This is a genomic window from Streptomyces sp. NPDC047072, from assembly GCF_040643855.1.
Lineage (GTDB): Bacteria > Actinomycetota > Actinomycetes > Streptomycetales > Streptomycetaceae > Streptomyces.
In genome coordinates this window covers 1-13,353 of the sequence record NZ_JBEYVC010000118.1, presented here as the reverse complement: position 1 = coordinate 13,353, position 13,353 = coordinate 1, and the positions used below count along the sequence as shown (strand labels likewise).

11 protein-coding genes are annotated in these 13,353 nt (G+C 71.0%); 6 read left to right on the top strand and 5 right to left on the bottom strand.

Annotated elements, in window-relative coordinates; all coding sequences use genetic code 11:
* The first annotated feature begins 1 nt into the window (after position 1).
* The 6 genes from ABZ896_RS35950 to ABZ896_RS35925 all read left to right on the top strand — a co-directional run bounded on the left by ABZ896_RS35950 (position 2) and on the right by ABZ896_RS35925 (position 6,818).
* A complete protein-coding gene (locus ABZ896_RS35950; RefSeq protein ID WP_360938515.1) occupies positions 2–778 on the top strand; it encodes a class I SAM-dependent methyltransferase in 777 nt (258 codons plus the stop codon).
* A gap of 22 nt (positions 779–800) precedes the next feature.
* On the top strand, positions 801–2,357 hold the full coding sequence (locus ABZ896_RS35945) for an ABC transporter substrate-binding protein (RefSeq protein WP_360938512.1): 1,557 nt from the start codon (positions 801–803) through the stop codon (positions 2,355–2,357).
* Positions 2,354–3,313 carry an ABC transporter permease gene (locus ABZ896_RS35940; RefSeq protein ID WP_360938509.1) on the top strand — a complete coding sequence of 320 codons (960 nt, stop codon included), beginning with the start codon at positions 2,354–2,356 and terminating at the stop codon, positions 3,311–3,313. Before ABZ896_RS35945 ends, ABZ896_RS35940 begins: the two co-directional genes overlap by 4 nt.
* Positions 3,310–4,128, top strand: a complete 819-nt coding sequence (locus ABZ896_RS35935) for an ABC transporter permease subunit (protein ID WP_360938506.1) — start codon at positions 3,310–3,312, stop codon at positions 4,126–4,128. The genes ABZ896_RS35940 and ABZ896_RS35935 overlap by 4 nt, the downstream gene beginning before the upstream one ends.
* A complete protein-coding gene (locus tag ABZ896_RS35930; RefSeq protein ID WP_360938503.1) occupies positions 4,125–5,588 on the top strand; it encodes an ATP-binding cassette domain-containing protein in 1,464 nt (487 codons plus the stop codon). The genes ABZ896_RS35935 and ABZ896_RS35930 overlap by 4 nt, the downstream gene beginning before the upstream one ends.
* A gap of 93 nt (positions 5,589–5,681) precedes the next feature.
* Positions 5,682–6,818 (top strand): ABC transporter substrate-binding protein, encoded by a 1,137-nt coding sequence (locus ABZ896_RS35925; protein WP_360938500.1) that lies wholly within the window; start codon positions 5,682–5,684, stop codon positions 6,816–6,818.
* 202 nt (positions 6,819–7,020) lie between these two features.
* Here ABZ896_RS35925 and ABZ896_RS35920 read toward each other — a convergent pair whose 3' ends face one another.
* From ABZ896_RS35920 to ABZ896_RS35900, 5 genes are all read right to left on the bottom strand, one after another.
* A complete protein-coding gene (locus tag ABZ896_RS35920; RefSeq protein WP_360938497.1) occupies positions 7,021–8,754 on the bottom strand; it encodes a trehalase family glycosidase in 1,734 nt (577 codons plus the stop codon).
* A 39-nt stretch (positions 8,755–8,793) separates the two neighbouring features.
* Positions 8,794–9,603 carry a carbohydrate ABC transporter permease gene (locus tag ABZ896_RS35915; protein WP_360938494.1) on the bottom strand — a complete coding sequence of 270 codons (810 nt, stop codon included), beginning with the start codon at positions 9,601–9,603 and terminating at the stop codon, positions 8,794–8,796.
* Positions 9,600–10,565 carry a sugar ABC transporter permease gene (locus tag ABZ896_RS35910; protein ID WP_360938491.1) on the bottom strand — a complete coding sequence of 322 codons (966 nt, stop codon included), beginning with the start codon at positions 10,563–10,565 and terminating at the stop codon, positions 9,600–9,602. The genes ABZ896_RS35915 and ABZ896_RS35910 overlap by 4 nt, the downstream gene beginning before the upstream one ends.
* A gap of 1 nt (position 10,566) precedes the next feature.
* Positions 10,567–11,814: an extracellular solute-binding protein gene (locus ABZ896_RS35905; RefSeq protein WP_360938488.1), complete on the bottom strand. Its 1,248-nt coding sequence runs from the start codon at positions 11,812–11,814 to the stop codon at positions 10,567–10,569.
* 231 nt (positions 11,815–12,045) lie between these two features.
* Positions 12,046–13,059, bottom strand: a complete 1,014-nt coding sequence (locus ABZ896_RS35900; protein ID WP_360938485.1) for a LacI family DNA-binding transcriptional regulator — start codon at positions 13,057–13,059, stop codon at positions 12,046–12,048.
* Positions 13,060–13,353 lie beyond the last annotated feature (294 nt).

Below are 13,353 nucleotides of genomic sequence, written 5' to 3'. Positions count from 1 at the left end.
CATGCGCAATCTCCTCACCGACAACCCCGCGCTGTACGAGGCCCGCTTCCCCGACCCCGACCGACTGGCCGGGCGCTGGGCGGAGGACTGCCTGCGCCGCCACGGCGCCGGGTCGCGCGTCCTCGACATGGGCTGCGGCACCGGGCGCGACGCCGCCCACCTGCACTCCGCCGGCCGCGAGGTCACCGGCGCGGACCTCTCCTCGGAGATGCTCGGGTACGCCCGCACGCACCATCCCGGCCCCGCGTACGTCCATGCCGACCTGCACGGATTCGACCTGGGGGTGGTCGACGCCGTCGTCTGCCTCGACAGCGCCCTGCTGTACTGCCACACCAACGACCAGCTGGACGGGTTCCTGGAGTCCTGCCGCAAGTCCCTCGCTCCGGGTGGGCTGTTGGTGGCGGAGATGCGCAACGGGGCGTACTTCCTGGGCAGTACGGACCTCCTCGACACGCCCACCGTCAACAACTTCACGTGGCAGGGCGTCACTTACCGGTCCACGACCACGCTCACCGTGGACCGTACGGCCCAACTCCTGCGCCGGACGCGGGTATGGGCCACGGACAGCTCGGCGCCGGTCGAGCAGCGCTCCGCGTGGCGGCTGCTGTTCCCGCAGGAGCTACGGCATCTGCTGGCCGCGCACGGCTTCGAGGTCCTCGAACTCCATGACGGGCCCGGGCCGCGTACCGAACCGGCGTGGCGGGACGGGCTGTTGCCCGGAAGTACGACGGACGCGGACCGGCTGCATGTCGTCGCGCGGCTCAACTCCACTTTCTGACCGACCATTTCAAGGGACTTCCATGAACGACGAACGTCACCCCGGCCTGCGCCGACGCGGTTTCCTCGCCGCCACCTCGCTGGGCGCGCTCGCCCTCGCCGGCTGTGGCACCGGCGGTTCCGACGCGAAGGGCGGCGGTGCCCCGAAGAGCGGTGGGCGGCTGCGGGCCGCCTTCGCGGGCGGCGGTGCGAGCGAGACCCTCGACCCGCATCTGGCCAACCTCTTCGCCGACGCGGCCCGCGCCAAGGCGCTCTACGACAAGCTCGCCGACTACGGCGCCGACCTCTCCGCGCAGCCCCGGCTGGCCGCGAAGTGGGAGTCGAACAAGACCCTCGACCGCTGGCAGGTCACCCTGCGCGAGGCCACCTTCCACGACGGCAGGCCCGTCACCGCGGCGGACGTCCTCTACAGCTACCGGCGGATCGCCGACCCCGCCAAGACATTCCGCGCCAAGGCGTCCCTGGAGCCCATCGACCTCGACGCCAGCCGTGCCACCGGGCAGCGGTCGATCGAGTTCGTCCTCAAGCGGCCCACCGCCGAATTCCCCAACGTGCTGGCCGCGTTCGGGGCGTACATCGTCCCGGACGAGGCCACCGACTTCGACCGGAAGCCGGTCGGCTCGGGGCCGTTCCGGTTCGTCTCCTTCGCGCCCGGCCGCTCCGCAGTCTTCCGTCGCTTCGACGACTACTGGGAGGGCGCCCCGCACCTCGACGAGCTCGAATTCGTCGTCGCCAACGAGGAGTCGGCCCGCGTCAACGCCCTCCTCGGCGGCCAGGTGGAGTACGCGCACGAGCTGAACCCGACCACCGCCCGCGCCTACGAGGGCAAGGGGCAGATCGAGATCGTGCGGCTACGGAACAGCGCCATGCAGGCGTTCTGCATGAAGACGGACCGGCCGCCCTTCGACGACAAGCGGGTCCGCCAGGCGTTCTTCCTGATCGCCGACCGCGAGGAACTCGTCGACGGCGCCCTGTCGGGAGCGGGGGTCGTCGGCAACGACCTGTTCGGCAAGGGGTACGAGTACTACGCCGACGGGCTCCCCCAGCGCACGCAGGATCTCGGCAGGGCGCGGGCGCTGCTCAAGCAGGCCGGTGCGGAGCACCTGAAGGTCACCCTGGACACCTCGGCGGTCGCCGCCGGTTTCACCGAGGCCGCGAGCATCTTCCGCGACCAGGCGGCCAAGGCCGGCGTCACCGTCGAGGTGAAGATGGGCAGCAAGGACTCCTACTGGGCCGACATCCTCGACGGCGGCACTCTGTCCTGCTACCGCTCCGGCGCCATGCCCATCGAGGCGCACATCTCCCAGCGCCTGCTCACCGACTCGACGACCAACGCCACCCAGTGGCGGCACAAGGACTTCGACGCCCTGTACCAGCAGGCGCAGTCCACCCGCGACAGGACCGAGCGGGCCGCCGTCTACGAGCGGATGCAGCGGCGACTGTACGCCGAGGGCGGCTTCCTGATCTGGGGGTTCGCGGACTGGATCCTTGGAACGGCCAAGAACCTACGGGGCGTTGAGGCCGAGGCGCCCGCCAACACGCTCGACTGGGCCCGGTTCGACAAGGTCTGGCTGGCGTGACGGACAGCGGTCTGCGCTCCTTCGTCGCCCGGCGGCTGCTCCTCGGTGTCATGCAGACCGTGGCCGTGGTGCTGCTGGTCTTCGCGCTCACCGAGGCGCTGCCGGGCGACGCGGCCGTCGCCCTCGCCGGCGACCAGCCGGACCCCGCCCGGATCGCGGCCATCCGCGAGTCCCTGCACCTCGACCGGCCGGCTCCCGAACGGCTCCTGGACTGGGCTGCGGGCCTGCTCCGGGGCGATCTGGACACCTCCCTGACCTCGGGGCGCCCGGTGGCGCGGTACATCGCGGACGGCTTCGGTCCGACCCTGCTCCTGGCCTCGCTCACCCTCGTCCTGCTCGTCCCGGTCGGCTTCGGCCTCGGCGTGCTGGCTGCCCGTCACGAGGGCCGTCTCGCCGACCGGCTGATCAGCTCGGTCACGCTCGCCGTGTACGCGGTGCCCGAATTCGCCCTGGGGGTCCTGCTGGTGACCGTCCTCGCGCTGCGGCTCGGCTGGCTGCCGCCGACCGCCGTCGGCTACGGCACCGATCTGCTCGGTCATCCGGCGGCCCTGGTGCTGCCCGTGCTGGTCCTGCTGTCCCGCCCGGTCTGTTCGCTGACCCGCCTGGTGCGGGCCGGCATGATCGACGCCCTCGCCTCCCCGTACGTCGCCCAGGCGCGCCGCTACGGCATCCCGGGCGCCCGGATCCGGTACACCCACGCGCTGCCGAACGCGCTGGCCCCCGCCGCGCAGCAACTCGCCCGTACCGTCGACTGGTTGCTGTGCGGTGTCATCGTCGTGGAGGCCCTCTATGTGATCCCGGGGCTCGGCACGGTCCTGCTCAACGCGGTGGCCGAACGGGACGTGCCGGTGGTGCAGGGGCTGGCCGTGGTGTTCGGCGTGCTGACCGTCGTACTGAATCTGGGGGCGGATCTCGTCGCGTACCGGTTCGCGCCCCGGGCGGGGGTGGCCGCGTGAGGAACGGACGCTTCGCCTTCGGTGTCGTCATCGTCGCCGTACCCCTCGTACTCGCCCTGCTGGGACCGGTGTTCGCGGGCGAACCGGGGCCGCGCACGGTGTCCTTCACGCTCGGTGACGGCCACTGGCTCGGGACGGACTTCGTGGGCCGGGACGTGTGGCGGCAGGTGCTGCACGGCGGGCGACCGGTCGTGCTGACCGCGCTCGCGGCGACCGCGCTGTCGTATCTGGTCGCGCTCCCGGTCGGTCTGGCCGCCGCGCTCACCCGGCACCGCGGGCTGGAGGAGCTGTTGATGCGGCCCCTGGACGTGCTGCTCGCGGTGCCGTCGCTGCTGCTGATCCTGCTCGCCGCGACCGTGTTCTCGCCCGGCGCCGTGGGCCTCGCCCTGCTGGTCGCGCTGGTGAACGTGCCCGACGCGGCGCGGCTCGTGCGCGCGGCCGCCGCCGAGGTCGCCGCGCGTCCCGCGGTCGAGGCGCTGCGCATGCAGGGCGAGACCTGGTGGCGGACGGCCGTGGGCTACGTCGGCCGGTCCATCCTGCGCACGCTGGCCGCCGATGCCGGGATCCGGCTGACGGGGGTGTTGTACCTGGTCGCCACGGCCGCGTTCCTCGGGGTGGGGGTCGCGCCGGACGCCGCCGACTGGGCGGTCATGGTGGACCGCAACCGCACAGGCCTGTTCGTCCAGCCGTGGGCGGTCGTGGTCCCCGCGCTGCTGATCGTCGCCCTGACGACGGGCACCAACCTCCTCTTCGACGCCGCGCTGGACCAGAGCGGGGCGGTCAGGGGCCGTACAGCGAAGGAAGCACGTCGGTGAGCGATGAGCAGGACCCCGTGGTCGAGGTCCGTGACCTGCGGGTCGAGGTCGGCGGACGGGCGATCGTCGACGGCGTGAGTCTCCGGGTGCGCCCGGGCAGGGTCACCGCGCTGGTCGGGGCGTCCGGCAGCGGCAAGACCACCACCGGTCTCGCTCTGCTGGGCGAGTTCCCGCCGGGCGCCCGGGTGACCGGAGAGGTGCATCGCTCAGCCCGCGGGCCGGTCGGCTACATCCCCCAGCATCCGGCCGCCGTCCTCAACCCCGCGCGCCGCGTGTCCGCGCTCCTGACGGACATCGCCCGCGCCCAGGTACGCGACCTGCCGTGGGCCCGTCGCCGAGCGGCGGTGCGCGAGCGTGTGGTGCGGGCCATGGCCGACGCCCAACTCCCCGATGCCGAGACGCTGTTGCACCGCTACCCGCACCAGCTCTCCGGCGGCCAGCAGCAACGGGTCGTGCTCGCTCAGGCCCTGCTGCTCGGCGCCCGGGTGATCGTGGCCGACGAACCCACCACGGGTCAGGACACCCTGACCAAGAGCCGTATCGTCGACCAGCTGGCGGCTCTCCGTGCACGAGGGATCGCTGTCGTCCTCCTGAGCCATGACCTGGACGTCGTACGGGCGTTGGCCGACGAGGTACTGGTCATGCGGGCCGGCCGGGTCGTCGAGTCGGGGCCGGCGGAACGTGTATGGCGTGCGCCCCGGCACGGGTGGACCCGTGAACTACTGGGCGGGCAACCGGAGTTCACGACGCCCGAGGGAACCGGCCCCACACTCCTGCGAGTTCGCGCGCTGGCCGCCCGTCACCGCACCGGCGGCACGACCGTGCGCGTCCCCGAACTGGACCTGCGTGCGGGCGAATGCCTGGCCGTGGTGGGCCGGTCCGGCAGCGGGAAGACGACCCTCGCGCGCTGTCTCGCCGGACTCCACCGCTTCTACGAGGGAGACGTCCTCCTCGACGGCACACCGCTCCCACGCAGCCTGCGCGACCGGGACCGCGCCCAACTGGCGGCCGTGCAGTACGTCTTCCAGGACGCACGGGCCGCCTTCGACGAACACCGCCCGGTGCTGGACCAGGTCGCGCGCACGGCGGTCCGATTGCGCGGCGTCGAGTCCGCAGAGGCGACACGGGAAGCCCTGACCACACTCGCCTCCCTCGGCCTCCCCGAGGAGCTGGTCCTTCGTCGGCCGGGACAGCTCTCCGGCGGTGAACTCCAGCGCGCCGCCCTCGCCCGCGCCCTGCTGGCCCACCCGCGCGTCCTGATCTGCGACGAGATCACCTCGGGTCTCGACACGGTCACCCGGCGCGGGATCCTCGGCATCCTCACGGACCTGCTCCGGGAGCGGACCGACCTGTCCCTGGTCCTCATCACCCACGACCCGGACACGGCCGCCCTGGCGAACCGGATCGTCGTGGTCGAGGCCGGCGAGTCAGCCGCACGAGAGCCCCATCACACCCGGTAACCCGCCAAGAATTTTATCTGACGAAGCAGGTAATGTTCCCTCCGGCGAAATTGCTCAGAGCCTCTTCACCCCCACATGGAAAGGGCTTTCCCAGTGACCAGCCTTCCCAGCCGCCGCCGTCTGCTGACCACCGGAGCAGGTGCCGCGCTCGGTCTCGGCACGCTCGGTGTGACCGCGTCGCCGGCTTCCGCCTCCACCCCCACGGCCGCGTCGCACGGGGCCGAAGAGACCCGCACTCTGGACGAGCTGTACCAGGACGCTCTCGCGGAGGGCGGCAAGCTCGTCGTCTACGCGGGCGGCGACCTCGCGAACTCGGGCAGCGGCGCGAACGCGCGAGCCGCCTTCAAGGCCCGGTTCCCGGAGATCGACCTCCAGTTGATCGTGGACTACAGCAAGTACCACGACGTCCGCGTCGACAACCAGCTCGCCACCGACACCCTGGTGCCGGACGTCGTCCAGCTCCAGACCCTCCAGGACTTCACCCGCTGGAAGCGCCAGGGGCAGCTCCTGCATTACAAGCCCGCCGGATTCGGCAAGCTGTACAAGAGGTTCCGTGACGCGGACGGCGCCTGGGTGGCCGGAGCGGTCATCGCCTTCAGCTACGTCTACGACTCGGCGGCGGCCGGTGCGAACGCGCCGCGGACCCCGCTCGACCTCGTCGACCCGCGCTGGAAGGGCAAGATCGCCTCTTCCTACCCGCACGACGACGACGCGGCCCTCTACCTGTACTCCCTCTACGTGGAGAAGTACGGCTGGGACTGGGTGGCCGCGCTCGCCGCGCAGCAGCCGCAGTTCGCCCGCGGTTCCTTCTCGCCCAGCACCGCGATCAACAACAAGACGGCGATCGTGGGTGTCGGCACGGGCGCCAGCCCGACGGCCACCACCGGCATCGTCATGGGCATGCCCGACGGACACCCGTTCATGGCGTGGGGTCAGCGGATCGCGATCCTCAGGAAGGCCGCGAACCCGACGGCGGCCAAGCTCTATCTGAACTGGCAGATCTCCACCGAACGCCAGACCTCCAGCAGCTGGTCCGTACGGACGGACGTAGCCGCGCCCACGGGGCTGAAGCCGGTCTGGCAGTACCCGAACGCCAACGTGGACGGCTTCCCCCGCTTCATGGAGGACCGCGCGAAGGTCGAGCAGCTGAAGCAGACCTTCGCCCTGTACTTCGGCGAGGTCAAGGGCGACCCGACGCCCGGCTGGCTCGGACTGCACCCGGGCGCCTGAACGGCACGTGGCCGTACGGCAGTTCACCGTACGGCCACGCTCGGGGTCAGCTCTTTACGGCGAGCCGCCAGATCTGGTTCGTCTTGGTGGACCAGTGCGCCAACCGTCGTGGAGACGTTGCTGACGTCGACGCACTTGCCGCTGTGGGGCTGGGCGCCGCCGGCCCGGAGGAACCGGGGCCGGACCCGGCCCCGGAGTTTCGTCAGTTGCCCTCTCGGTGCGTGTGTGCCTCGGCCAGCAGGAGGTAGCTGCTCGCGGTCCAGGTGTAGGCGCGGTCGCGCAGACCGGTGCCGGTGAGGGCGTCGAAGTTCTCGGCGAAGCCGTGGGTCTCGCACAGGGCGCGGAAGCGGGCGCTGATGTCGTCCGCCAGCCGGAGGTGCCCCGCGCGGCGCAGGCCGTCCTCGACGAGGACCGTGGCGGGGGCCCAGATCGGGCCGCGCCAGTAGCCGTCGGCCAAGTAGTCCGGGGAGGTGGGCAGTTCGGTGGCGAGGCCGTACGGGGTGAGGTGGGCCTTGATGTGGTCGGCGAGGGCGCTGCCGACCTCGGCGGGCAGGTGCTCGCCCAGCGCGATGGGCATCAGGTCGAGGAGGCTGGCGCTGCTCCAGGTCTCCCCTGTCGAGGCCGAGCGGGCGACGAACCTGTCGCCGGTCCAGAGCTGGTCGAGCAGGGCCGCCTGGATCTCCTCGGCCGTCCGGGTCCACCGGGCGGCCTCGTCGTGCTTTCCCAACTCCCCTGCCAGCTCGGCGAGTTGGTGGAGCTGGAGGGCGAGGAAGGCGGACAGGTCGGCGGTGACGACGACGCGTTCGGGGTCGAAGGTGGTGGCGTTGTCCCATCCGCTGTCGTTGCCGTGCTGGTAGTGGGGCAGATCGGCGCCGGGGGCGCGGCGGGCGGTGAGCCAGAAGTCGGTCCAGCGCTCCAACCGCGCGTATACGGCGGTCAGTTCGCTCCCGCTGAGCGGGGTCGGGAGTCTGCGGCGGAGGTGGCCGTAGGCCCAGCCGTGGATGGGCGGCTTGACGAAGTTGTAGAGGACCTCGGAGTGGGTGACCGAGTCCGGCAGAGCTCCACTGTCGTCCTGGTGGTCGAAGGGCAGATGGAACTGGTCGCGGGCCAGTTCGGGGCAACCCGGCGCGAGGGCGAGGGCGTTGAAGCAGTGGTCCCAGCTCCAGACCTTGTCCATCCAGTGCTTGGACATCAGCACGCCGGGCCGGGTGACCAGACCCTTCGCCGCCACGGTCGCCGACCAGACGACGTAGGCGGCGAGTTCGGCGGCCGGGGTGGCGTCCGAGCGCCAGGGGGCCACCGCGTCGACGAAGTCGGTGAAGGCGCCCCGCGCGGCCGCCACCACGTCGTCGAAGGCCGCCGAGGACGCATAGGGCGGGCGGGAGGTGTCGAGTTCCTCGATCACGATCTCCCAGTCGCCATCCTGCGAAGTCACGGCAACACCGCGCTCAGCGCTACCGAGTGCCTGAGCCCCGGCGATGCGGGCGAGAGTGCCGGACAGCACGGTGACGCGGTAGCGGCGGCCGGTCTCGTACGAGGTGAAGACGTGCCCGTCCGCCGCCGGGTCGTGGAAGAAGTAGGTCCCGCTGAACGGCGTCAGGGTGTGCGCGGCGGCGAACACGCCGAAGTCCAGGCCGCGGCCCCGCAGTCGTACGGTGTCGGGTGTCTCGTAGACGAGTTCCACCAGGCCGCTCTCGCCCACCCAGCGGAGCAGGCCCGGTATCGCCTCCACGCGGGTCTCGGCCCGCTCGCCACCCGTCGGTTCGAGGGGAACCAGGCGCAGGACGCCGTGCATGCCGTTCTGGTGCGAGACGAGGTGGAGGTCCTCGGCGTACGTCTTCTCCGCGATCACGGGTGAGATGTCGAACCAGGATCCGTAGGTGCTGAACGGGATGTCGTGGACGGAGAAGGCCGGGCCGGAGGGGGCGGCGGTCATGTGGGGACACTCGTTTCTCAAGCGGGGAGTTGATGAGACTCAGTCCTTGACCGCGCCCGCGGTCACGCCCGCGGCGACATAGCGCTGGGCGAGGACGAGGATGACCGCGGCCGGCAGCGAGGCCACCACCGCGGTCGCCATGATGGCGTTCCACTCCTGGTTGTTGTTGCCGATGTAGTGGTAGATGCCGAGCGTGATCGGTTCGTGCGCACCGCCGTTGACCAGGGTGCTGGCGAAGACGAAGTCCGACCAGGACCACAGGAACGCGAACAGCGACACCGTGACGACGGCGTTGCGGCTCATCGGCAGGACGACCGACCAGAAGGTCCGCAGCGCCCTCGCCCCGTCCACCTGGGCGGCCTGGATCAGCTCGCCCGGGATGCCGGACATGAACGCCGTGAAGATCAGCACCGCGAAGGGCACGGCCAGGGTCGAGTCGGCGACGATCAGGCCGGGCACGGACTGGAGCAGGCCGAGTTGCAGGTAGATGGCGTAGAAGCCCATCGCCATGATGATGCCGGGGATCATCTGGGCGGCCAGGAGCAGGAAGCTGAGCAGTCCGCCGCCGCGCGGGCGCAGCTTGGCGAGCGCGTAGCCGGCGGGCGCGGCCAGCGCCACGGTGAGGACGACGGTGCCGAGGCCGATGACGAGGCTGGTGCCGAGGTAGGGCAGCTGCTCGTCGAGGACCGTGCGGTAGCCGGCGAGGGTGCCGTGGGTGGGGAAGAGGTCCTGTGGGCTCTTGCGCATGTCCTGGTCGCGGGTGAAGGACACGTTGACCATCCAGTAGACCGGGAAGAGCATGATCCCGGTCAGCAGCAGGCCGACGGCGGTCTTGAAACGTCGGCTCATGACAGCGCCTGCTTCCGCTGGACCCGGACGTACACCAGGCCGAAGACCAGGGCGGCGACCACCAGCAGGTTGCCGACGGCGGCTCCCGGTCCGAAGGCGGGCAGGAGGTTGCCGAAGCCGAGCTGGTAGGACCAGGTGGCGAAGGTGGTCGAGGAGTCGGCCGGGCCGCCCTTGGTCATGATCCAGATGATGTCGAAGACCTTGAGGGTGTAGATCAGGCCGAGCAGCAGGGTGATCGCGGACACCGGGCGCAGCAGCGGGAAGGTGATGCTCCAGAACCGCTGCCAGGCGTTCGCGCCGTCGAGCGCGGCCGCCTCGTACAGGCTGCCGGGGATGGACTGGAGGCCGCTGTAGAGCACGACGAGGTTGAACGGCACGCCGATCCAGATGTTCGCGATGATCACCGAGGCGAGGGACCAGGTCGGCGAGGTCAGCCAGTTCACCGGGTCGAAACCGAGGCCGCTCAGCAGGGAGTTGACGATGCCGGAGTCGCTGTTGAGCATCCACGACCAGGTGGAGGCCGACACGATGAGCGGCAGCAGCCAGGGCACCAGGAACAGGGCGCGCAGGGTCGCGGAGAGCCGGAAGTTCTGGTGGAAGAAGACCGCGAGGGCCAGGCCGATGGCGTACTGGAAGACCAGGGACACGACGGTGAAGACCACGGTGTGCAGCAGGGCCGGGGCGAAGGTCGGGTCGTCGAGGACGGTCCGGTAGTTCTTCAGGCCCGTGAAGGGCGCGTCGCCGTGGACGAAGGAGCGCACGGTGTAGTTGCGCAGGCTCAGGTCGAGGTTGCGGTACAGCGGGTAGGCGTAGAAGAGGGCGAGGTAGAGGGTCACCGGGGCGAGGAAGGCCCAGGCGGCCCACTGCGGGGAGCGCCTGCGGCCCTCGGCCGGCGGCGGGGCGACCGGGGCCCGCGCGGACCGGTGATCCGGCGGGCGGGTCGTCTGCTTCGTCGCTCCCATGTCACTTGGCCGCGGACTGCGCCGAAGTCAGCGCGTCCTTGGGGGACTTGGAGCCGCTGAGGGCGGACTGGACGGCCTTCCACAGCTGCTCGGAGATCTTCGGGTACTTGGTGCCGAGGTCGTCGCTGGTGCGTCCCTTGGCGGACTTGACCGCCGCCACCCACGGCTTGAGCGCGGCGTTCGCGGCGACCTGCTTGTCCTGGACCTCCGCGGTGGGGGCCACGTAGGAGAGCGTGTTGTCGGTGTCGAAGAGGTTCGCGGTGCTGGTCAGGCAGGTGGCCAGCTTCTGGGAGGTGGGGTAGCGGGCGGTGTCGTCCTGGACGGGGAGGGTGACGAACTCGCCGCCGGTCGGGGCGGGGGCGGAGCCGCCGGTGGCGCCGGGGATCGGCAGGACGCCGTACGGGAATCCGGCCTTCTCGGCGTTGGCGAGCTGCCACGTGCCGTTCTCGGCGAAGGCGTAGTCGCCGCTCGCGAACTCCTGCCAGCTGGTGGTCTGGGTGTTGTTGAGGACGGAGTTGGGGGCGTAGCCGTCGGAGAGCCACTCCTTCCACAGCGTGAGCGCGGACACGCCCTGCGTGGAGTCGAGTTGGGTGAGCTGGGCGCCGGATCCCCAGTACCAAGGCAGGAATTGGAAGCTGCCTTCCTCGGTGCCGATCGCGGAGAAGGTGATGCCCTTCTTGCCGGCCTTCTTGACCTTCGCGAGGGCCGCCGTCAGGGAGTTCCAGTCCTTGATCGAGGCGACGTCCACGCCGGCCGCCTTCAGGACGTCCTTGTTGTAGTACAGGGCGAGGGTGTTGGCGCCGATCGGGGTGCCGTAGGTCTTGCCGCCGGACTGTCCTGCCGCGAGCAGGTTGGGGTCGACCTTGGAGGTGTCGAGCTTGTTCTCGGCGGTGGTGGTGAGCACGCCCGCCTCGGCGAGGGTGGAGACGACCGGGTTGTCGACGATCAGGATGTCCGGGGAGTTGCCCTGCTGGGCGGCGAGCAGCGTCTTGTTGGCGAGGTCGCCGGTGTCGAAGCCGGTGCGCTTGACCTTCACGCCGGCTTCGGTGCCGCACTTGTCGAGCAGGGTCGTCCAGGCGGAGCCCTTGGCGAACTGCGGGTAGGGGTCCCAGACGGTGTACGTGCCGTCCGCGGCGCCCTCGGTGCCGCTGCCGCCCGAGCCGGAGGAGCAGGCGGTGGCGCTGACCGCGACGGCCAGGGCGGTGAGGGCGGCGGCGGTCAGACGGCGCTGTCTGGAGGAGCTGTTCATCGCGGGTTCCTTTGTTTCGGGCATGCCGGTGCCGAGGCACGGGGTCGCGGGAGGCGGGAGGCGGGTCGCGTGCGCGGACACGGGACGGGTGAGGGTGGGCACGCCGAACGGCGCCCTGGAGGCTTGGCCGGGCAGCCGTGGCGGAGTCAGAGGTACGGCGGTCAGGGGCGGGGAGCCGTGCCGGGCCCGGAGATCAGGCCCAAGGCGCCCCGGCGAGAACGGAGTCGAGGGTCAGCGGGCCGTGGCGGGCCCTGTGCTGCCCCGCAGCGAGATCGGCGGGGTCAGGAGGTGGTGGCGGGGCGGAGCGTCGGGGTTGTCGAGCCGTTCCACGAGCAGGTCGACGGCGCGGCGGCCCAGTTCCTCGGCCGGGACGTCCGCGGCGGTGAGCTGCGGGGTGACCGTCTCGGCCCAGCGGCCGGCCACGACCCCGGTGACGGAGAAGTCGCGCGGCACATGGCGGCCCGCCTGGGCGAGCCCCCGGTAGAGGCCCCCGAGCGCGGCCTCGTTGAGGGTGACCAGGGCGGTGGTGGCCGGGTCGTCGTGCAGGATCTGCTCCACACAGACCTGGCCGGCGGCGGGGTCGTCGCCGCAGCAGTACGTCCGGACGGTGAGCCCGCGTTCGGCCGCGGCCTTGGTGAAGCCGTCGAGGCCGCGGTGCGCGGACTCGTAGCCGCTGCGCAGGAGTTGTTCGGGGCGGTTGACGAAGGCGATCCGGCTGTGGCCGAGGTCCGCCAGGTGGTGGACGCACGCCGCCGCGAGCGCGGTGTGGTCCAGGCCGACCCACCAGGAGTTCTCGGCGTTGGCGGTGCGTCCGATGGCGACGGCGGGGAAGTCGAGGGCGGCCAGGTGGTCGGCCCGGTCGTCCTCCAGTCTGATCTCCATCAGGATCGCGCCGTCGACCCGCCGCTCCCCCAGCAGCCGCTGGAAGGAACGGTCGCTGTCCATGCCGCTGGGTGACAGCAGCACGTCGTAGTCGTGGGCGGCGGCCGCCTCGACCACGCTGCCGATGAAGTCCAGCTGCATGCCCGTGTAGTGGGTGCCGGCCGGCGGGAAGACCAGACCGATCGTGCTGGTCCGGCCGTTGGCCAGGGCGCGGGCGCTCGCGTTGGGGCGGTAGCCCAGTTCGTCGATGACCTGCTGGATCTTGCGGCGGGTGTCGTCCGAGACCGGGCGCTTGCCGCTCAGCGCGTAGGACACGGTGCTGCGGGAGACACCGGCCCGCCGGGCGATCTCACCGATGTTCACGGCGACTCCTTGCTGGGCGAGGGGCGAGAGCCGGCTGTCGAACCGGTTCGCGTGAAGTGACGGTAGGAAGCGTCCCGGCGGCTGTCAACACCTCCGGCGGAAGGAAGAGTTCCTTGTGTCGGGGGGATTGCCCGCCGGATAAGCCGGTGCTAGCTTGCCGAACCGGTTCGACAGGAAGATCCCCAGGGATGACCGACCGCGACTTTCGGCGAGGTCGAACCGGTTCGCATGGCCGTTACTCAAGGATTGAGGACGCAATCCATGTCTTCCCCCGACAGATCAGCCCGGCCGCCG

Excerpts from the sequence above, each read along its gene's own strand:
- ABZ896_RS35915 (WP_360938494.1), bottom strand. The coding sequence starts at position 9,603 with ATGAGCCGACGTTTCAAGACCGCCGTCGGCCTGCTGCTGACCGGGATC.
- ABZ896_RS35950 (WP_360938515.1), top strand. The coding sequence starts at position 2 with ATGCGCAATCTCCTCACCGACAACCCCGCGCTGTACGAGGCCCGCTTC.
- ABZ896_RS35945 (WP_360938512.1), top strand. The coding sequence starts at position 801 with ATGAACGACGAACGTCACCCCGGCCTGCGCCGACGCGGTTTCCTCGCC.
- ABZ896_RS35920 (WP_360938497.1), bottom strand. The coding sequence starts at position 8,754 with ATGACCGCCGCCCCCTCCGGCCCGGCCTTCTCCGTCCACGACATCCCG.
- ABZ896_RS35910 (WP_360938491.1), bottom strand. The coding sequence starts at position 10,565 with ATGGGAGCGACGAAGCAGACGACCCGCCCGCCGGATCACCGGTCCGCG.
- ABZ896_RS35905 (WP_360938488.1), bottom strand. The coding sequence starts at position 11,814 with ATGAACAGCTCCTCCAGACAGCGCCGTCTGACCGCCGCCGCCCTCACC.